This window comes from Psychrosphaera haliotis, from assembly GCF_039523615.1.
GTDB lineage: Bacteria > Pseudomonadota > Gammaproteobacteria > Enterobacterales > Alteromonadaceae > Psychrosphaera > Psychrosphaera haliotis.
In genome coordinates this window covers 698840-719046 of record NZ_BAAAFQ010000004.1, presented here as the reverse complement: position 1 = coordinate 719046, position 20207 = coordinate 698840, and the positions used below count along the sequence as shown (strand labels likewise).

The following is a 20207-nucleotide window of genomic DNA, read 5'->3' as shown; positions in this document are numbered from 1 at the left end:
AACAACGCACATAAAAGCGTTATGTATCGGTTGGGAATTAGGTTTGACATCTATTGTTGTTGGCTCAATGCAAGTTGATTAAAAAATGAAGCGCTAGCTTCTGTTAATACCTGCACTTCTTGCAAACCAAACTCAAAACTGGAAATAGGCCTGCGCAGTACCTGCTCATCATTGATGGTAATAACTTGCTCAGCGGTTATTGAGGTCGCAAAAAAAGGCGCTTTTTTATAAGAAGAAACCGTTGGGCCAACAATGATCATTTTGATTTTATGCTTAGCACTCTGTTTTTTTGTTAACAGTGTTTGAAACTCTTTTTGTAAAAGAGGCGCTAATCCTAAACGCTCAGAGCCACTGTCTGAACCTATTTGAATTGAAAGTTCTGCTTCTGAAATTAGAGACATAAAGAGGTTTTTGAATTGTGCTAATTCACTTTTTAAAGAAAATTGATCTTCGCCGTAAACATGAAGCAACTCAATATATTGTTCTGCGGTGTTTAGTTGAGGCCAAAGTAATAAACCATTCGCGATTATTTGCTGATCAGTTTTTTGTAAATCAATGAGGGGCGTTATTTGTAACGTTAAATAGTTTTGAATAGGAGTAAATACAGACGCTTTGTTAACTTCAATCAGCACGTAAGTTTGATTGTTTATTGTTTCGCTAGAAAGAACTTGATTACCAACAAAACTAAACTGTTCTGAGTTTAGCTGACCCAATGATTTTATACTTTGGAGCACAGTGCCGTTTGTCGTTTTTTCGTTGTAGGTTGAGGTGGTGTTTGTAACGTTAACAATCAGCCTATTTGATAATTGTTGTAAGGCATCAGCCTTTGCTGATTTTAAGTTAGGCCCACTGCCTGTTGTAATAAAAGTAGTAGCAGTATCTTTTGGTGCCGTTAAGGACCATTTAGGCGTTGTGGACGAGCAGGCAACAAGCATGAGTAAGCTAACCACTATCCATATTGTTTTGCTCATGAAACACCTGTTTAATTAGTTATTTGGTTCAAAAATAATGAGTCTAGCAAAGTTAGTCAATGCTAGACTCAAAAAGTTTCAAGACAAGTACTTAAATATGTAACGACTTGTGTTTTTAATGCAGGAGTTCAGCCAGCTTACGATGTTCCAATAACTCTTTAGCGCACTCTATGTCGGGCGCAAAATAGCGGTCTTCATCATAAAACGGCACAGCAGCTCGTAATATTGCTTTGCCTTCTTCTACCATCGCCGATGACTTGTGCGGCGCTCTGAAATCTAACCCTTGGCAAGCCGCTAACCATTCAACGGCTAAAATGGCAAACGTATTGTCAGCCATGTCTTGCAGTCTACGTGCTGCAAAGGTAGCCATAGAGACGTGATCTTCTTGGTTTGCACTAGTCGGCAAGCTATCAACTGAGGCTGGGTGTGCATAGCTTTTGTTTTCAGAAGCTAAAGCCGCAGAGGTAACTTGGGCAATCATGAAACCTGAGTTTACACCGCCGTTATCCACTAAAAATGGCGGCAACTTGCTTAGGTTCGAGTCGATTAACATGGCCATTCGACGCTCTGAAAGCGCGCCAATTTCTGATATCGCAATGGCTAAGTTATCCGCCACCATTGCTACGGGCTCGGCGTGAAAGTTGCCTCCTGAAATAATATCAGCGCCATCATCGTGTAAAAAGACTAATGGGTTGTCCGTTACCCCGTTTGCTTCAGTTTTTAAAATATCGCCAGCGTGACGAATTTGCTGTAAACATGCACCTAGTACTTGAGGTTGGCATCTTAATGAATAAGGGTCTTGGACTTTGTCACATTGAATATGACTATTGCCTACCTCTGATGAATCGCTCAATACATTTCTAAACGCTGCAGCGATATCAATTTGACCTTGCTGGCCTCGAGCTAAATGGATTCTTTCGTCAAAAGGAGAGCGAGAGCCAAGCGCTGCTTCTACCGTTGTGGCGCCAATCATAATAGATGATGCTAATAAGTCTTGTGCTAAAAAGTAACCTTTTAATGCTAACGCGGTGGAGGTTTGTGTGCCATTTAATAATGCCAAGCCTTCTTTGGGTGCTAGGTCAATCGCATTCAAACCAGCTTGTTTTATACCTTGTTCCGAATGAACAATCTCGCCATCGATTCTAACGACACCTTCACCCAATAACGGTAATACTAAGTGAGCCAGTGGCGCTAAATCGCCGGATGCGCCTACTGAGCCTTTAGCTGGAACACAAGGGTACACTTCATTATTGACCAAGCTAATTAATGCTTCGATAACCGATAATCTAATGCCAGAAAAACCGCGAGCTAGCGAGTTGATTTTAAGCACAAGCATTAATCGAATGACGTTGTCACTTAAGTACTCGCCGGTACCGGCCGCATGGGACAGCACTATTTTACGTTGCAGAATTTGCAATTCTTCTTTCGAGATTCGTGTATTGGCCAATAAACCAAAGCCAGTATTAATTCCGTAAACGACTCTGTCTTCATCGATAACTTGTTGCACGGCTTGTTGGCTTCTATTGATGGCGTCTTTGCAAGACTCATCAAGGCTAAGTTGAACTGGCGCATCGTAAATTTTGCGAAGCGTTTCAAGGTCTAACGTCCCTGGTGTAAGTATTAATTTGTTCATTATTTTACTTCCTTTGCTACCGCGTCATTTTCCAGCGACGGTAAGTTTAAACCTTGCTCTTTTGCACAATTAATTGCGATATCGTAACCAGCGTCTGCATGTCGCATTACGCCTGTTGCTGGATCATTCCAAAGTACATTAGCTAAACGTTGCTCTGCTTCTGCAGTACCGTCGGCAACAATGACCACACCTGAGTGTTGGCTAAAGCCCATACCAACCCCACCACCATGGTGCAAAGAAACCCAAGTTGCTCCCCCTGCGGTATTTAATAATGCGTTTAATAAAGGCCAGTCTGAAACAGCATCTGAGCCGTCTAACATGGCTTCGGTTTCTCTATTAGGGCTCGCCACTGAACCTGAGTCTAGGTGGTCACGGCCAATAACAACGGGAGCCGACAACTCGCCGCTTTTCACCATGTCATTAAAGGCTTTTGCGATTCGTGCGCGATCTTTTAAGCCAATCCAACAAATACGTGCTGGCAAACCTTGGAATTGAATTCGCTCTCTGGCCATATCTAACCAGTTATGCAGATGTGGGTTATCAGGGATAAGCTCTTTTACTTTGGCGTCTGTTTTATAGATGTCTTCAGGGTCACCAGATAACGCAACCCAACGGAATGGACCAATACCTTCACAAAATAATGGGCGAACATAAGCAGGCACAAAACCAGGGAAGTCAAAAGCATTGGTAACGCCTTCTTCCAAAGCCATTTGACGAATGTTATTACCGTAGTCTGTAGTTGCGGCACCTGCGGCTTGAAGGTCTAGCATCGCTTGGACTTGTTTTGCCATAGATTGCTTCGCGGCTTTAACAACAGCAGCTTCATCTTTTTTACGCATTTCTGCCGCATGTTCCATGCTCCAGCCCAGAGGCAAGTAACCGTTTAATGGGTCGTGAGCAGATGTTTGGTCGGTAACCACATCAGGGGTGATGCCGCGCTTGACCAGTTCAGGGAATATTTCTGCTGCATTGCCAAGTAAACCTACCGACACCGCTTGTTTATTTGCAACCGCTTCATCAATCATCGACAAAGCTTCATCTAATGTTGTTGCTTTTTTATCGACGTAACCTGTACGTAAACGGAAGTCGATTCGTGATTCGTCACATTCAACAACTAGTGCTGCGTATCCTGCCATTGTTGCCGCTAGTGGCTGTGCGCCACCCATTCCACCAAGACCACCAGTTAAAACCCAACGACCAGACGCGTCACCATTAAAATGTTGTTTTGCCATGGCAACAAAGGTTTCGTAGGTGCCTTGAACAATGCCCTGCGAGCCAATATAAATCCAAGAGCCAGCTGTCATTTGGCCGTACATCATAAGGCCTTGTTTATCGAGCTCGTTAAAATGCTCCCAGTTTGCCCAATGCGGTACTAAATTTGAGTTCGCAATCAATACTCTAGGGGCGTTGCTGTGAGTATTAAATACGCCAACAGGTTTACCCGACTGTACCAATAAAGTTTGGTGATCTTCCAATTGATCTAAAACTTCTACGATTTTGTCGAATGATGGCCAATCTCTTGCTGCACGACCAATACCGCCATAAACCACTAAATTCTGTGGGTGTTCTGCAACTTCTTCGTCGAGGTTGTTCATTAACATTCGTTTGGCCGCTTCCGTTAACCAAGATTTAGCGGTAATTTTATTGCCACGAGGTGCGCGAATGACGCGTGAAGAATCGAAACGTTGATTTGACATGATGTTTCCTTTGAATAGGATTTTTTAGTTTTAGTTTTAGTTTTAGTTTTAGTTTTAGTTTTAGTTTTAGTTTTAGTTTTAGTTTTAGTTTTAGTTTTAGTGCTTGCCAAAGGTCAGTTGGCCACCAAGGCGGTAGCTTGAACCTGGATATATAATTCGGGCGAAACAAACCACGTCATTTTTGCTCGACGTACGACGGATCAATTGCAAACAAGGTTCTTGATTATAAAGTTGTAACCATTCACACACTTGTTCCGTTGGGGCTACAGCTTCAATGGTATGACGCGCCTCAGTAAGAGGGGCAACCTGAGACAAGTATTCGTGAGGTGTTGTTTCGGTAAAATCTTGTGATAAGTAATCAGGTGCACTTTTAGGATTAATAAAGCGTTCTTCAACTTGTACGGCTTTGTTATTGTCAAAGTGCACGATTACAGAACGAAAAACTTCAGAGTCCACATCTACATCTAGTGCAATAGCGATGGGGGCGATGGCCTCAATCGTTTCTAATTCAATAACAGTCGCTTTATGCTGGTGGCCACGAGCTGTGATTTCATCGGCGATGTCTTTAATTTCGAACATAGAGCCCTGGCCCTTGAGCGACGCAACGTAGGTACCTGAACCTTTAGTGCGATTTAATATGCCTTGCTGGCTCAACTCCTCAACCGCTCGCCTTGCCGTCATGCGGCTCACAGCAAAATCATCCGCTAATTTATTCTCTGAGGGTACCAGTGCATTTTCTTGCCACTCGCCAGATTCAATTTTTTCCAGTATGTACTTTTTAATTTGTTCAAACTTTGCTGTCATCTTGGGCTACCATCTAGTTTTGCTGTTGGCCAATTTAGGCCTTTAATAAATTGAAACCTTAAATAAAAGGTGACACACTAAACCTGTATATACAACTTAAAATAATCCATAACCACTTAGATCGTCAAGGTTGTTTAATGAATAATTCTGAAGCGCTACCGCAAACATTTGACCTAGTTATTAAAAATATTCACTTATTAACAATGGACAAAAAAACTCATCAACAGGCCTATGGTCTTATTACTGATGCAGCGATTGCTGTATTAAACGGGGAAATTAGCTGGTTAGGTCAGGCAGCGGATTTACCTGATATACCTTGTAAAAACGTGGTGGACGGCGAAGGTCAATTCTTATCGCCAGGGCTAATTGATTGTCATACACACTTAGTATTTGCAGGCAGCAGAGCAGATGAATTCGAAAAGCGCCTAAATGGTGTTAGCTATAAAGAAATTGCTGAGCAGGGCGGTGGCATTTTAAGCACGGTTAACGCAACACGTGATGCCTCTTTTGAAGAGTTGCTGGTATTGGCTCAAAAGCGAGTGAAAACGCTGATGAGTGAAGGTGTAACCTGCATCGAAATAAAGTCTGGTTATGGTTTAAATACAGAAACAGAGGTTAAGATGTTAAAAGTAGCGCAAGCGCTTGAGCAGTCTTTTCCAGTTGAAATACGCCGAACCTTTTTAGGTGCGCATGCGGTTCCTCCAGAGTTTAAAAATAATCCCGACGGATACATTGATTACCTCATTACGGATACTTTACCGACACTTGTTGAACAAGACTTGGTCGATGCTGTTGATGGTTTTTGTGAAAATATTGGTTTTAGTATGGAGCAGATCAAAAAACTTTTTGATGCTGCAAAAAAATATAATTTGCCGGTTAAATTGCATGCAGAACAGCTAAGCGATAGTGGTGGTACGGGTTTGGTCGTCGACATGGAGGGCTTGTCTGCGGACCATGTAGAGTATTTATCTGAAAAAGATTGTATAAAACTATCCCATTCTGTAACCATTCCTGTATTATTACCAGGTGCCTTTCATTCTTTGTCTGAAACGCAGCTGCCACCAATCAAAATATTAAGGGAATTAAACGTCCCAATGGCGATAGGTAGTGATTACAACCCGGGGTCTTCGCCACTATGTTCATTAAAGCTAATGCTTAGTTTGGCCTGTACTCATTTTAAATTAACACCAGAAGAATCTTTACTTGGTGTTACTTGTAATGCAGCTAAAGCGTTGGGATTAAAAAATGTCGGTGCATTAAAAGTAGGCTATAGAGCTGATTTTTGTTTATGGGATATAAAACACCCGGCAGAACTTAGCTATACATTCGGGATAAACCCGTTAACGCGAATGTGGATTCGTGGGCAAACCTGCTTTTTATAACGAATTATTTTAACTCGTCGTCGTTTAATTATGGCGTAAATGCGAACAAAAACCTTGGTGATGTAAAAATGACAACAACTATCGACTTATCTCGTTATGGCATTAATGAGCCGACTGAAATCTTGCATAATCCGTCTTACGAGACTTTGTTTGCAGAAGAAACTAAATCTGAATTATCAGGTTACGAAAAAGGAACGGTAACTGAGCTTGGCGCGGTTAACGTAAACACTGGTGTATTTACAGGTCGTTCACCTAAAGATAAATACATTGTATTGGATGATGTTTCACGAGATACCGTTTGGTGGAATTCAGAACAAGCACCAAATGATAACAAGCCTTTAGACCCTGCGGTTTGGACTGACCTTAAAGGTTTAGTATCAAAGCAGTTATCTGGTAAGCGTTTATTTGTTGTTGATACATTTTGTGGTGCAAATGAAAAAGTTCGCTTAAAAGTACGCTTTATTACGGAAGTTGCTTGGCAGGCCCACTTTGTTAAAAACATGTTTATCCGTCCTTCTGAAGAAGAATTAGCGACTTACGGCGATCCAGACTTTGTTGTTATGAACGGCTCAAAAACGTCTAACCCAGACTTTGAAAAGCACGGCATGAACTCAGAAGTATTTACTGTATTTAACATGACTGAAAAAATGCAGATCATTGGCGGTACTTGGTACGGCGGTGAAATGAAGAAAGGTATGTTCGCGATGATGAACTACTACCTTCCTCTGCAAGGCATGGCATCAATGCACTGTTCTGCAAACGTTGGTAAAGATGGCGACACCGCTATTTTCTTCGGTTTATCTGGTACAGGTAAAACAACATTATCAACAGATCCTAAGCGTGAGCTAATTGGTGATGACGAGCATGGTTGGGATGACGATGGTATCTTTAACTTTGAAGGTGGTTGTTATGCTAAAACTATCGATTTAGATAAAGAAAGTGAGCCTGATATTTATAAAGCAATTCGTCGTGATGCATTATTAGAAAACGTAGCAGTAGATGAGAATGGCGTTATAGATTTCACAGATGGTTCTGTTACTCAAAACACACGTGTATCTTACCCTTTGCACCACATTGACAATATTGTTAAGCCGGTATCAAAAGCGGGTCACGCTAAAAAAGTTATCTTCTTATCTGCAGATGCCTTTGGTGTATTACCACCAGTGTCTAAATTAACAGATGCACAAACTAAATATCACTTCTTGTCAGGTTTTACAGCTAAATTAGCAGGAACTGAACGTGGTATTACTGAGCCTCAACCAACGTTCTCAGCGTGTTTTGGTAAAGCGTTTTTAACTCTACACCCATTACAATATGCTGAAGTTTTAGTTAAACGTATGAACGATGCTGGTGCAGAAGCTTACTTAGTAAACACAGGTTGGAATGGTTCTGGTAAACGTATCTCTATTAAAGATACTCGCGCAATCATTGACCGTATTTTAGATGGTTCAATTGAAAAAGCGCCAACTAAAAACGTGCCAATCTTCAACTTAGAAGTACCAACTGAACTTGAAGGTGTTAACCCTGCAATTTTAGACCCTCGTGATACATACGCGAATGAAGGCGAGTGGACTGAAAAAGCGGAAGACCTTGCTGGTCGTTTCATTAAGTACTTTGATCAATATACTGATTTAGAAGACGGTGCTGAACTAGTAGCCGCTGGTCCACAACTTTAATTTGAAGAGGCATGCGTAGGGTATACCTATTGCGCCATGTCTCTCGCATTATGCGTCTAACATTGTTGTGAAACCATATTAGTAAATTGAGATTTAAAGCCAGTCATAAGACTGGCTTTTTTTATGCCTGTTAAATACTTCTTTCTATAAGTATCATATTCATAAATTGAATGAGGAGTGCGCGTGCAAGGTTTATCATCAAAACGATATCGCTATAGCCTTTTAACGTTATTAATACTAACGAGTGGATTGTTTTTAATAGGTTTGTCTATGCCAATTATGACCGTGAGTAAGTTTATCTTTTTGGATAATACTTTTTCTATTTCGTCAGGCATTTACGACTTGTTTGCTGAGGGTCGATATTTTTTATTTGTGGTGATTTTGGGTTTGAGTGTTCTGCTGCCAGTTTTAAAACTAGGTGTTCTGTTTTATCTTTTACTCAGCTTTGAGAAGTTAGAATATTTGAATAAAACCAAACGATTATTAAACCTCATGCACGATTACGGTCGCTGGGCTATGCTTGATGTGATGGTTGTTGCTCTTCTGATTGTAACGGTAAAGTTAGGCGCTTTTGTCAATATTCAAACTCACAACGGTTTGTATGTGTTTGGTATTTCGGTTTTGTTAACAATGGCGGTAACCCATTTAGTGGTGCGTGCGGCCAATAAAAAAGGCGACTCAAAAGAATCGCCTTTCATATAATAAATAGGCTTATAACAAGACTGGCTTACAGCAAAGCTAGCTTACTTACTGCATAGTTGGCTAGTGCCAGTATGCAGACTCCAAACTATCTTCTCTATCTGGTAAGCCTTTAGATAACCTTGGCGAGCTTTGTGATAATACTTCAAAGCTAACACGGTTTGCATACTTACATATTTGCGCTAGTGAAGAATACGAAATAGCAGGAATAGAATGTTTGCTAGACTCAGGAACATTTAGCTTATGGAAAACATTAGCGGTAATGTCATGGATCACCGCGGCTAACGCGCCATCGCCTGCACCATTAGTATTCTTAATCTCATCTGGACCACCCATATACGGTGCAATATGCGAATATATTTTAATAGGCGTTTTACAGTTTTGCTTAAGCAAAGGTCTAGAGAACTCGTACTGGTTAAACTCAGGAATACTGCCTGGTAATAACGGATATTGGGTTTTTCTCTTGAACTCTTTGTCGGTATAACCAGCCATATAAAGACCTTGAGGACCCGCTGTACACAACACAAGATCTGCAATTTCTAGTGCTTTTTCAGCAGCTAACAAAGGATCTTTAGTGCCAACTAAGGCTTCAGCTTCTTCTTCGTTCATTGCTAAAACTTGAACATGCTTTTTAATGAAATCACGCCACCACTGTGGTTTTTCATCAATCATAAAACGTGTGCCTAAGGTTAAAACCACAGGAACTTGATGTTTATTCGCATATTCAATAGCTTGCATAGCAGCTTGATCAAGCGTGTCGCCTTCGCTACAACGAGTAAAGTAAGCACTAACTACAAATGAGGATGCGTTTTTTATTAAGTCTTCGTCAATAAACTCTGGCGTTAATTTATTCATTACGCCTGAGTCAATGGCAAAAGTACGTTCGCCGTCTTCAGTAATTAATGTAAAGGCTCTACCTATAGGGCCATCAACAGGTTGTAAGTGCTGTAAGTCAACTCGAGAGGAAGTATTGCAAAGGTAGCGATAAGCGTAGTTACCAACTTTGATATTTTCACTCATGACTCCATAGAGTACAGAGCGATCATCCGCTAATACCGAATAATTGTGCATGGTATTGCCAATGGTTCCACCTGCGTGTTGATCAACGATTAAATCGTTATCAAAAATGTGGCGATATAACTCTTCCGCCAAGTCGCTTGAAACCAATTGAGATAAACCTATTTTTAGGTCAAATTGATCAAGGAGCTCACGTGAAACATGAGCTTCAATATCAACAATGGTTTGATCCATACCAACAACGTATGGATGCTTTAACTTGCCATCCACTTTTATTTTGTTGGTAACTGGATCTTTTTTCTCTACCGGGAAATAATGTCGATGTTTACGTCTACCAGGAAATCTCATAGCTCAATTTACGCGAATAAAAATTTGGCGCGCATTGTATGACATTTTGGTTACATTATTAACCAATAGTTTATTCTATTTTGTAATAGTTCTATTGATAAAGGCCCAAATTTGCTTTTGAGTAAGCTTCAAATTCAGTGAATCCACCAATATGTGTTTGATCAACAAAGATTTGTGGAACTGTTTCAACAGGCTTGCCTGCAGACTTTTCTAAATCAGCTTTGCTGATACCTTCAGCTTGAATATCAACATATCTGTAATTGAAGTCATCACGTGACTCTTTAAGTTGATCTGCAACCTCTTTAGCACGAACACAATACGGACAACCAGGACGTCCAAAAATAACAGTAAACATAAAATCTCTCCTAAATGAATTGCATATAGTCTAGCAAAGATTGCTATTAGGTAAATTCAATAAAATCGATGACATTGATAGAATCTATTGATGTACTTTCTAACTTTGTTATTCCAAAATTTTATTAGCTAGTCAAACTATTGGTTTGTCGTTAAAAAAACATAAAGAGGCCTGTGAAACCCATAAATAAAGGGCTACAAGAACTTGTGGACTGAAAAGTCACCTATACTAGAGTGAGTTGTTTAGGAGTACTTTATGATTATTAGACCACCCAATGCTGCAGGAAATTTATATGCTTCAGACGCTGATGAATTAGTCACTGATATTGCTCAGGATTTATTAGCCATGCCTAAGGGGATTGAATTCCCTTACGCATTGGTTGTTCCTCATGCTGAGATGAAAGTTTCTGGGCGAGCTTCTGCTGCGGCGTTTAGACACCTATCAAAGTACTACCCGTACATAAATAGAGTTGTGATTATTGGCGCTGCATCAAATGGGGTTGTAGGAGCCGCGTTGCCTATCTGTGATGAATACAAAACGCCCTTAGGGCGAGTGAAGGTAACTGAACGCTATATAAATAGCTTGGCGTTGTTACCTTTTGTTCATAGGAGTGACAGGGAGCATAACAAATCCAATCGAATTGAAGCGCAGTTACCGTATTTACAAACCTGTTTGTCTGACTTTGAGATTTTACCTGTGCTTATTGGCCAAATGTCAGACCTAGATATGAACTTGTTGTTTACTAGCTTGCCTTTTAATAACCAAACCTTGACTATATTATCCGTCGATATAGATAAACATAAGCAGCGGTGCATGGATTTGCACGAACAGAGACTGTTTGAAAATTATGTAAATTATATTGAATTTGAAGAAAGAAAATTAAAGCATGCAGATAATTTTGATACTGAGCTGGCTCCGTCAGATGAATTCAGATCAAAATATCAGAGCTTTATAGTTCATTAGTGTATTTAATATTGGGTTTGGTTATGGGAATTAAAAGATTGTGACAACAGAAGAAGTGAGCTCTCCTTGTATTAGGAACTGCTGTTTAGATGAAAAGAATGTCTGTATTGGCTGTTATCGGGACATAAATGAGATAATGGCCTGGTCCAAAATGTCTAATAGCGAAAAAAAATTGACCCTTAACCGTTGTTCTACAAGGGTTAAAGAAAAAAAAGGCAATTAAATTCAATTTTGACGTTCATTTAATAAGCTTTTTGAAATTGATGTGTTATGATACGTCCCGTCTTTAACGAGACTTATTAAATTGTTTGAAAGCTTCATGTAATTATTTATACCGATGTACTCATTTTTTAGTCGATTTGAGCCACGTAATTTTAATTAGTGACACATTTGCAATTGATTAAACTCCGCAAAGATACAGCTGATACATGTGTATCAAAAAAATTGAAATTATATATATAAGGTTTACTATTATGTCTAAATCGACTGGTACAGTTAAGTGGTTTAACGAAGAGAAAGGTTACGGATTTTTAACTCAAGACAATGGCGGCAAAGATGTATTCGTACATTTCCGTGCTATCGTTGGCGAAGGTTTCAAAAGCCTTAAAGAAGGTCAAGCGGTAACTTTTGACGTTGAAGAAGGTCAAAAAGGTTTACAAGCTGCAAACGTTGAAGCTAACTAATTCAGCCTTTAATGTTTGACAAGAAGAGCGTTTTCAACGCTCTTTTTTTATGCCTGTAATTTGATAAATCGATAGAGTGGAGTATCAATAAACTTCAAAACTACTAAGCGTCTCGGGGTAACCCAATTCTCACTGCTTTGATCAAGCGTTTCAATTTTCTATTCTCTATACCCGCAGCTTCTGCTTTTTCTTTTTGTTGTTCTAACGCCCAAACTATATGCTCATCAACTAATTTACTTATTTCACCTAATTTGCTCTCAAGCTCATTTATTACAGTGATCGAAAATGGCGCGTTGCCAAGTGCCACTGCAATGTTGCGCATCCAGCACTCAAAACCTATTCGCCTAATAGGAGAGCCTTCGGTTACTTTCAAGAAATAACTTTCTTGCCACTGCCATAGTTTTAGCAAGTCTGGATTGTTTAGATCGTCTCGAGGAACAAAATCAGGTTGCTTTGATATTTGTGCCTGACGATTCCATGGGCATATTAATTGGCAATCATCACAACCATATATGCGATTGCCCATAGCCTTTCTAAAATGTTCTGGAATGGCTTTTTTAAGTTCAATAGTGAGATAGGAAATGCACTTTTTACTATCAACAACATAAGGTGCAACAATAGCCTGCGTAGGACAAATTGTTATACATGCGACACAGGAACCACATTGCTCTTTCACGGGTTGGTCGTTTGGTAATGCAACAGGTAAAAACAACTCACCTAAAAAAAACCAACTGCCGGCTTCCTCGTCTAAAACCAGTGAGTGTTTTCCTACCCAGCCAAGTCCAGCCTTTTCTGCCAATGGGCGCTCTAATACTGGAGCCGAATCAACAAAAGGTCTAAACTGCATGTCAGCATCATCAATTTCATCAGCGACTAGTTTGCCTAATTTCTTAAGCTGATTTCGTAACACTTTGTGATAATCACGCCCTAGTGCATAACGAGATATGTAGGCGGTATTAGGGTCGTCCAACGTGTCTGCAAACGCAGCATTTTCAGGTAAATAGTCCATTCTTACGCTGACAACACTGAGCGTGCCCGGTAATAATTCGTCTGGTCTACAGCGCTTTAATCCATGACGTGACATAAATTCCATATCGCCATGATAACCATTCTCCAACCACTCCAAAAAACGAGGCTCCTGTTCGCTGAGATCAATATCAGTGATCCCCACTTTTTGAAAGCCAAGTTCAGTGCCCCACTGTTTAATTTTATTGGCAAGTTGGTTGTAATCAGAACGGGCAGAGGTCATAAAAAAAGGTCAAATTGATGTTAAATGAAAACGCTACTTTACCATTTAAAGCATGTGTTGCGGAATAGTTAAAATTAGAGATTCTGTTATGGGTAAAAGTAGGCATTTTTTAGAGAATTTTGTTGATATTTACCGGAGATTTTACTGCAAAAGACGTTGAAACAGGTATGATAGTGACACTAGTAGTAAGGGCTTACCTTAGTAATAAACTCCTCGTTTTTTTAGATTGCAAAGAAACTTATTGAGAAACGGATTGTCCTAGTAATTGTGAGAGATGCGTTGTTAAAAAAGTTATTATTTAGAAGTATCAAAACCGTGTGGGCTGTATTTGCCACTGCGGTTTTAGTGCTTGCGGTAATAATTAGCCTTTTGAAGGTGACTTTGCCATATGCAGATAAGTACAAAGGTGAAATTGAGTCTTACGTACTTAACAATTTTAATGCCGATATTAACATAGGCAGCATTGGCGCGAGTTGGGAAAAGCTAGGGCCCGTCATAATTTTAAACGATGTGACCATGTCGGCCTCTGAAGAGGCACCGTTGGACATTAGCATTATGGAAACAAAAGTCAGTATCGACTTTTGGCGTTCTCTGCAAGAGCAGCGTCTTGTTACCGGCACGTTCCAGCTAAATGGTATTAACACGTATATCAACAGTAGCGTTTTTTTCAAAGTTAGACCTCAGTCTCAAGGTTCGCAATTATTTGAGGGCCTAAGTCATTTATTTTTAGCTCAAATTCAGCAGTTTCAAGTTACCGACAGTACCATTATTGTGCGTCATACCGACGGCGTGAATCAAACCTTCCAAATCGATAATCTGTCTTGGTTAAATGAGGGCAATCGACATCGTGGACAAGGTGATGTTTATATTGACGGTTTTTCTGATAACTCTCTTTCTTTTCGAATGGATTTGTATGGCCAACGCAGAAGCGAAATATTTGGTGCGATTTATTTAGAAGCTCAGCAAGTCGACATTACTCCTTGGTTAACTCAATTTATTGGTGAGCATATTGCGGTTACCTCTACTGAGGGCAACTTTAGAGTGTGGAGTGAAGTTTCAGATGGCTTGGTAAAGCAGTTTCAGGTTGAAATTGAAAATACCGGTGTTCGTTGGAATAAACAAGATGCCGAGAAAGAGCTATTCATCGATGAAGCCTCTCTAAAATGGCAACAGTCAAAAAGCGATTGGGCACTCATTGCCAATGAAATAAAGTTGAGAACGGAGCAGCAGCAGCCAAGTCCTTTTCACCTATATTTAATCCGTCGCAATAAGCAAACGGAATTAATCGCCAATGATGTAGATCTAAACACCATTACTCAGCTTTTTTCTTTATTTTCGGCAACCAAAGAAACAAGCTTGTTGGCAAATACCAATGTGAGTGGTGATGTAAATTCATTGCATATTTCTTGGCCTGATGAAGCCGATATGATGGCTTATGTCGACGTTGATAACTTTTCTTTTTTACCAGAAGTGGCGATTAACGAAGCATATTTAGGCTTAACTGACTTATCACTAAAAGGAGCCTGGAAGGGCAACGAAGGACGTTTTTTAATGACGGGCCTTAGTGGTGAATTAGACACTCAAGACACTTTTGAACAACCTATCAAGTATGACACGCTAAAAATCATTTCCGATATCAAGCTTTCGAGTGAAGGCACCGAAGTGTGGTTGCCGGAAATTAGACTTGAAAATAATGATATAAAAATTAAGGCTAATGCTCAGTATCTCAATTATGACGATGCTCATTTAAGCGTTTTTGCTGAAATAGTTGGTCCAAGCCAAGGAAAGATTCCAAATTATCTACCTAAATATTTAATTGGCGACAATACCTTATCTTATCTAAACCGATCTATTCAAAAAGGTAGAGGTGAGCTGACCCAAGTTGTTATTGATGGTGACCCGGCTGATATGCCTTTTGATTTTGAAGAGCCGAATAGACAAGGTACGTTTTTAGTGACAGCTGGTTTGAAGGATACCTTCTTTGAATTTAGTGAGGATTGGCCAGCCCTACGTAATTTAGATGCAACTTTGATTGTTAATAAAATGGATATGTATATCAACGCCCACAGTGGTGATATTAGTGATCTCAAAGTTAATAACGATGTCTTCGCCCATATAGACTTGGCCGCTCAAAGCACAGTATTAAAACTAGATATTCAGCCTGATAATTTAGAATTTAGTAAGTTTCATTCTTTGGTGAAAACAACCCCTTTAAAAGATTCAATTGGCGATGTATTTGAGTTTGTATTGCTTGAAGGTAAGGGCGATGCAAAGGTTCACTTGTCTATTCCACTTAGCGACGGGCCTGATGAATCAGGTAAAATACCGGAGTTTTTAGTTCGTGGTGATGTGCTAACTAAAAAAGCAGGTTTGCAATTACCAAGTCTAAACTTAAATATTCAGAGCTTATCGTCAGTAGTGTCTTTCGAAAACGCCGCTTTTGCTATTAAAGATGCCAGCGGACTTTGGAACAGTTTGCCAATTGATTTTAACATTACTGGTAATGACGGCAGTGCAGGTTACAAGTTAGACGGTAAAATTGATGCGAGTTGGCAGCACAGTGATGTAGCAAAACAAATAAATGGCCCTATTAGTGATTATTTTTCAGGTGAGCTCAACTCAACGATTTCCCTTAGTGTAAACATAGAAGAGGGCGACGATTACCAATATTTTGTAGATGCGAACACCGACTTAACTAAAGCAGGTTATACATTAACAGGGCCACTTCAAAAAGCCGTAGGTGAACCGTCTTCTGTTAATATTTCGGTTTTAGGTGATGCTACAAGTAATGACATTTACATTGATTTGAATGAAGACCTTAATTTTATAGGCGTCGTACCTACAAGCTCTAGTAAAATGGAACAGGCCATTTTGACAATAGGTGAGCATTTAACGCCTACCAGCGTATTGTTGCCGGATAGCGGCTTTAACATTGATATAAAACTGCCAAATATTGAATTTGATTCCACTCTTTCTTTTGTATTGGACTTAATTGATTCTTTGCCGTCTGGTGCGGGGGATTCTGAACCCGTGTTAGATTCCCCTACGTTAATTTCAGGTCAATTTGGTCGTGTTGATATTTTAGGACAGGAATGGAGCAACATTACTCTTAGCGCAAAACCAAAGAACAATGACTGGTTATTTAATCTTGTGGGCGAGGCAATAGAGGCTGAGGTGGTTGTTCCAGAACTAATAGAGTCAGAAGGAATTACGATTAATGCCGACTATTTACATATTAAAAACACGCCAATAGAAGCCGATACTGATAATGTTGAATCCACTCTCAACTCGGCCGAGTTGATTTCAGGTTTGCCTGCATTACACATCGTTTGTAAGGTTTGCACCTATAATGACAAGCCCTTAGGTCGAATTACGTTAGATACATTTACGCGTGACACCAGTTTGTTTATAGAAAAAGCGGAAATGGAATATCAACGAAATAAAGTGTCATTAGCTGGCATGTGGATTGGTAATGAAGACTCTGGCGAAACCACTATAACTGGTGATGCTTACTCTCGATACTTTGGCCCATGGATGTTGGATTGGGGCTTTAACTCCGGTATCAAACAAAGTGACTTCAAGTCTAAGTTGTCTTTGACTTGGGATGGGGCACCGCATGAATTCGAATTTGAGTCTTTAAACGGTGAGGTCACGTTTGAAATGGGCGAGGGTTACTTGTCTGAGATAAGTGACAAAGGCGCAAGGATTTTTTCTTTATTTAGCTTAAATTCACTTTACCGAAAGTTGAAGTTTGACTTTAATGATGTTTTCCAAAAAGGCTTGTTTTACAACGATATTAAAGGCTCTTTAACGGTAGAAAGTGGCGTGGTATATACAGAAAATATTAGAATGGATGGCGTTGCAGGAAACATGAATATGCGCGGCTTTACCAATCTCACGGCAAGTACATTAAATTATGACGTTACTTTTAAGCCAAAGATTACTTCAAGTATTCCTGTCATTGCCGCTTGGTTAGCGCCAGGCTCTGCAGGGTTGTCATTATTAGCGGGCATCGCCATTGATAAAATTATTGAGAAAGCGGATGTCGTTTCCGAAGTAAGACTAAAGGTGACGGGGGATCTTGCTGATCCAAAAGTCCAAGAAGTTAAGCGCTTTACTAAAACGATTGAATTGCCAAGGCCGCCACAGAAACCTATTGAGCCGGTAATACCAGAAGCTAATAAAACTGAAACGGAAGAAAAAACAAACAATGAACCCGTTTTGGAGCAAAATAACAAACCAGCGACGAACAACGTAGAGCCTTTGAACAAAGAGTCTATGAATAAAGCACCTCTGAAAAAAGAACCTTCGAACAAAGAGCCTTCGAACAAAGAGTCTATGAAAAATGACTCTTCGAATAAAGAATCTGAAGTGTCTAAAGTTGAAAACGACAAAGGTGATGGGCAATGATAAATGCTTTTGTATTACAAATGACTTCAACGCCAGGTGTTAAAGAGAATTTAGCATTTGTTAGATCAGCTTTGTTAGAGAAAAGCCGTACTTTAGGTGCTGATCTGCATGGAAGTATTGTGGTTTTACCTGAGTGTTTTGCCTGTTTTGGTGGTAAAGACAACCTAAATTTAGGTATAGCGGAAGAGACTGGCAATGGCCCAGTTCAGCTTGAACTAGCTGATATTGCGAAGGAGTTCGGAATATATTTGGTAGCGGGCTCTTTCCCTACCAAAAGCCAAAATAAAAATAAGTTTTTAGCGACATGCTTGGTATTTGACCCAAGTGGGGTTCTCATCGCTGATTATCAAAAAATACATTTGTTTGATGTTGAAGTAGACGACAACACGGGCAGTTACAGGGAGTCCGACTCAACACAGGCAGGCAATAAGTTAGTGGTATTTGATACGCCAGCAGGTAAGGTGGGTATTGCCATTTGTTATGACCTACGATTCCCGAGTTTATTTCAGGAGCTAAGATCGTTAGGCGCCAATACCATCGTATTACCAAGTGCATTTACCGAATTGACTGGTGATGCTCATTGGCTACCATTAATTCAAGCTCGAGCTATTGAAAACCAATTATATATGGTGGCCGCAAATCAAAATGGCGTTCATCAGAATGGCCGTGAAACGTTTGGCCATAGTGTCGTGGTTTCACCATGGGGCAACATTTTAGTTAATGCTGAAAGAGAAAATGGCTTATTCGGCGCGGCATTAGATATGGTAAAATTACAAGAAATTAGAAGTAAAATGCCAGTATTTGTCCATAATCAATTTAAATCTCGTTTGGTTTAAACCAGGCGACGCATCACCATAATAGGATCTATTTTGAATCAAGTTGAAGAACAATTATTAACAGCGAACGGCCTAACACAACAAAGCGTTTACGATGGCCTGTCTATGCTTTTGGAACATCAACTCGACTACGCAGACTTATATTTTCAAGGTAGCTTCCATGAGTCTTGGGTAATGGAAGACGGCATCATTAAAGATGGCAGCTATAACATTGAGCAAGGCGTAGGTATTAGAGCCGTTAGCGGCGAAAAAACAGGACTGTCTTATTCTGATCAAGTGAACTTTAATGCTATTTCTGAAGCCGCTAAAACTGCCAGAAGTATTTCAGCTGCCGGGCAAAATGCAAAACAGCAGGTATTTACTAATACGCAGCAGAAACAAATTGTTATGGCTTGTCAGCCTCTTGAAAAAATGACGAACAAAGACAAGGTGGAGTTACTTCGTAACGTTGATAGTTATATTCGTCAACAATCACCATTAGCAAAAAACATTGTGGTTAGCATGAGCGGTGTTTATGAAGAAGTGCTTGTTGCTGCCAGTGATGGTACTTGGGCAACAGATATTCGTCCTTTAATTCGTTTAAACTGTTCGGTTGTATTAGAAAAAGACGGCCGAAAAGAACGAGGCGGTGCTGGTGCTGGTGCAAGAACAGACTATAGCTACTTTATGGAATTGACTGACGGTAAATTACGTTATCAAAATGTAGCGGATGAAGCGATTCACATGGCAACGGTTAACTTAGAAGCTATTGAAGCGCCAGCGGGTACAATGCCAGTAGTCCTGGGTAATGGTTGGCCGGGCGTGTTATTACATGAAGCGGTAGGGCATGGTTTAGAAGGTGATTTTAACCGTAAAGGTTCAAGTAATTACAGCGGCAAAATTGGTGAATCTGTAGCGTCAGAGTTGTGTACTATTGTTGATGATGGCACATTAAATGGTTTACGTGGCTCATTAAATATTGATGATGAAGGTGTACCGGCGCAATACAATGTACTTATTGAAAACGGTGTATTGAAGTCTTACATGCAAGACAAAATGAATGCTCGATTAATGGGCGTGCCAGCGACAGGCAATGGCCGTCGTGAATCTTTTGCACACATGCCAATGCCGCGCATGACAAATACTTATATGTTGCCAGGACAAAGTACACCTGAAGACATTATTGCTAGCGTTGATTATGGTATTTACGCGAACAACTTTGCCGGTGGCCAAGTTGATATCACGTCAGGTAAATTTGTATTCTCGGCGTCAGAAGCTTATTTAATTGAGAACGGTAAAATTACTAAGCCAGTAAAAGGTGCCACTTTAATTGGTAATGGCCCAGATGCAATGTCGCAAGTATCAATGGTTGGTAATGACTTAGCCTTAGATAAAGGCGTTGGCGTATGTGGCAAAGATGGCCAAAGCATCCCTGTGGGCGTTGGTCAGCCAACATTAAAGCTAGATGCGATGACAGTTGGTGGTACTAACTAAGTTCTGCTTAA

General features: G+C 40.1%; 16 protein-coding genes. 9 read left to right on the top strand and 7 right to left on the bottom strand.

The features are described 5' to 3' along the window. Positions 1–50: 50 nt before the first annotated feature. The 4 genes from ABD009_RS05805 to hutC form a co-directional block, all read right to left on the bottom strand. Entirely contained in the window at positions 51–971 is a 921-nt protein-coding gene (locus ABD009_RS05805) for a hypothetical protein (protein ID WP_343823478.1), read from the bottom strand. Positions 972–1086: 115 nt separating this feature from the next. Beyond that, positions 1087–2604 carry a histidine ammonia-lyase gene (gene hutH / locus ABD009_RS05800; protein ID WP_343823476.1) on the bottom strand — a complete coding sequence of 506 codons (1518 nt, stop codon included), beginning with the start codon at positions 2602–2604 and terminating at the stop codon, positions 1087–1089. After that, positions 2604–4301: a urocanate hydratase gene (gene hutU / locus ABD009_RS05795; protein ID WP_155695808.1), complete on the bottom strand. Its 1698-nt coding sequence runs from the start codon at positions 4299–4301 to the stop codon at positions 2604–2606. Before hutU ends, hutH begins: the two co-directional genes overlap by 1 nt. Positions 4302–4397: 96 nt before the next feature. Further along, positions 4398–5105 carry a histidine utilization transcriptional repressor HutC gene (gene hutC, locus ABD009_RS05790; RefSeq protein ID WP_155695807.1) on the bottom strand — a complete coding sequence of 236 codons (708 nt, stop codon included), beginning with the start codon at positions 5103–5105 and terminating at the stop codon, positions 4398–4400. A 137-nt stretch (positions 5106–5242) separates the two neighbouring features. Here hutC and hutI point away from each other — a divergent pair, with 137 nt between their 5' ends. From hutI to ABD009_RS05775, 3 genes are all read left to right on the top strand, one after another. Then, a complete protein-coding gene (gene hutI / locus ABD009_RS05785; protein WP_343823471.1) occupies positions 5243–6487 on the top strand; it encodes an imidazolonepropionase in 1245 nt (414 codons plus the stop codon). Positions 6488–6555: 68 nt separating this feature from the next. After that, the gene (gene pckA / locus ABD009_RS05780; RefSeq protein ID WP_155695806.1) at positions 6556–8163 is read left to right on the top strand and encodes a phosphoenolpyruvate carboxykinase (ATP); all 1608 of its coding nucleotides are present in this window, start codon (positions 6556–6558) and stop codon (positions 8161–8163) included. Between the two features lie 183 nt (positions 8164–8346). Further along, positions 8347–8865, top strand: a complete 519-nt coding sequence (locus ABD009_RS05775; protein WP_343823468.1) for a paraquat-inducible protein A — start codon at positions 8347–8349, stop codon at positions 8863–8865. A gap of 60 nt (positions 8866–8925) precedes the next feature. Here the strand turns inward: ABD009_RS05775 and ABD009_RS05770 are convergent, their stop codons facing one another. Beyond that, positions 8926–10227 (bottom strand): inosine/guanosine kinase, encoded by a 1302-nt coding sequence (locus tag ABD009_RS05770; protein ID WP_343823466.1) that lies wholly within the window; start codon positions 10225–10227, stop codon positions 8926–8928. Between the two features lie 91 nt (positions 10228–10318). Next, positions 10319–10582, bottom strand: a complete 264-nt coding sequence (locus ABD009_RS05765; RefSeq protein WP_155695805.1) for a GrxA family glutaredoxin — start codon at positions 10580–10582, stop codon at positions 10319–10321. A gap of 255 nt (positions 10583–10837) precedes the next feature. On the opposite strand from ABD009_RS05765, the gene amrB reads away from it, so the two are divergent. The 3 genes from amrB (at position 10838) to cspE (ending at position 12228) form a co-directional block, all read left to right on the top strand. Next, positions 10838–11545, top strand: coding sequence for an AmmeMemoRadiSam system protein B (gene amrB / locus ABD009_RS05760; RefSeq protein ID WP_343823464.1), 708 nt, complete (start codon positions 10838–10840; stop codon positions 11543–11545). A 40-nt stretch (positions 11546–11585) separates the two neighbouring features. After that, on the top strand, positions 11586–11768 hold the full coding sequence (locus ABD009_RS05755; RefSeq protein ID WP_343823462.1) for a DUF1289 domain-containing protein: 183 nt from the start codon (positions 11586–11588) through the stop codon (positions 11766–11768). Positions 11769–12018: 250 nt separating this feature from the next. Further along, positions 12019–12228: a transcription antiterminator/RNA stability regulator CspE gene (gene cspE / locus ABD009_RS05750; protein WP_155695803.1), complete on the top strand. Its 210-nt coding sequence runs from the start codon at positions 12019–12021 to the stop codon at positions 12226–12228. A 103-nt stretch (positions 12229–12331) separates the two neighbouring features. Here cspE and queG read toward each other — a convergent pair whose 3' ends face one another. Beyond that, positions 12332–13477, bottom strand: coding sequence for a tRNA epoxyqueuosine(34) reductase QueG (gene queG / locus ABD009_RS05745; RefSeq protein WP_343823460.1), 1146 nt, complete (start codon positions 13475–13477; stop codon positions 12332–12334). A 279-nt stretch (positions 13478–13756) separates the two neighbouring features. Here queG and ABD009_RS05740 point away from each other — a divergent pair, with 279 nt between their 5' ends. The 3 genes from ABD009_RS05740 to tldD are packed head-to-tail and all read left to right on the top strand — an operon-like array spanning position 13757 to position 20196. After that, positions 13757–17887, top strand: a complete 4131-nt coding sequence (locus tag ABD009_RS05740; RefSeq protein WP_343823458.1) for a YhdP family protein — start codon at positions 13757–13759, stop codon at positions 17885–17887. After that, entirely contained in the window at positions 17884–18723 is an 840-nt protein-coding gene (locus tag ABD009_RS05735; RefSeq protein ID WP_343823456.1) for a carbon-nitrogen hydrolase family protein, read from the top strand. The genes ABD009_RS05740 and ABD009_RS05735 overlap by 4 nt, the downstream gene beginning before the upstream one ends. 33 nt (positions 18724–18756) lie before the next feature. After that, a complete protein-coding gene (gene tldD, locus ABD009_RS05730) occupies positions 18757–20196 on the top strand; it encodes a metalloprotease TldD (RefSeq protein ID WP_155695799.1) in 1440 nt (479 codons plus the stop codon). The last annotated feature ends 11 nt before the right edge of the window (positions 20197–20207 follow it).

Coding starts and splice junctions, on each gene's coding strand:
- ABD009_RS05770 (WP_343823466.1), bottom strand. CDS start 10,227: ATGAGATTTCCTGGTAGACGTAAACATCGACATTATTTCCCGGTAGAG.
- ABD009_RS05765 (WP_155695805.1), bottom strand. CDS start 10,582: ATGTTTACTGTTATTTTTGGACGTCCTGGTTGTCCGTATTGTGTTCGT.
- hutC (WP_155695807.1), bottom strand. CDS start 5,105: ATGACAGCAAAGTTTGAACAAATTAAAAAGTACATACTGGAAAAAATT.
- amrB (WP_343823464.1), top strand. CDS start 10,838: ATGATTATTAGACCACCCAATGCTGCAGGAAATTTATATGCTTCAGAC.
- pckA (WP_155695806.1), top strand. CDS start 6,556: ATGACAACAACTATCGACTTATCTCGTTATGGCATTAATGAGCCGACT.
- hutU (WP_155695808.1), bottom strand. CDS start 4,301: ATGTCAAATCAACGTTTCGATTCTTCACGCGTCATTCGCGCACCTCGT.
- hutH (WP_343823476.1), bottom strand. CDS start 2,604: ATGAACAAATTAATACTTACACCAGGGACGTTAGACCTTGAAACGCTT.
- ABD009_RS05735 (WP_343823456.1), top strand. CDS start 17,884: ATGATAAATGCTTTTGTATTACAAATGACTTCAACGCCAGGTGTTAAA.
- cspE (WP_155695803.1), top strand. CDS start 12,019: ATGTCTAAATCGACTGGTACAGTTAAGTGGTTTAACGAAGAGAAAGGT.
- queG (WP_343823460.1), bottom strand. CDS start 13,477: ATGACCTCTGCCCGTTCTGATTACAACCAACTTGCCAATAAAATTAAA.
- hutI (WP_343823471.1), top strand. CDS start 5,243: ATGAATAATTCTGAAGCGCTACCGCAAACATTTGACCTAGTTATTAAA.
- ABD009_RS05805 (WP_343823478.1), bottom strand. CDS start 971: ATGAGCAAAACAATATGGATAGTGGTTAGCTTACTCATGCTTGTTGCC.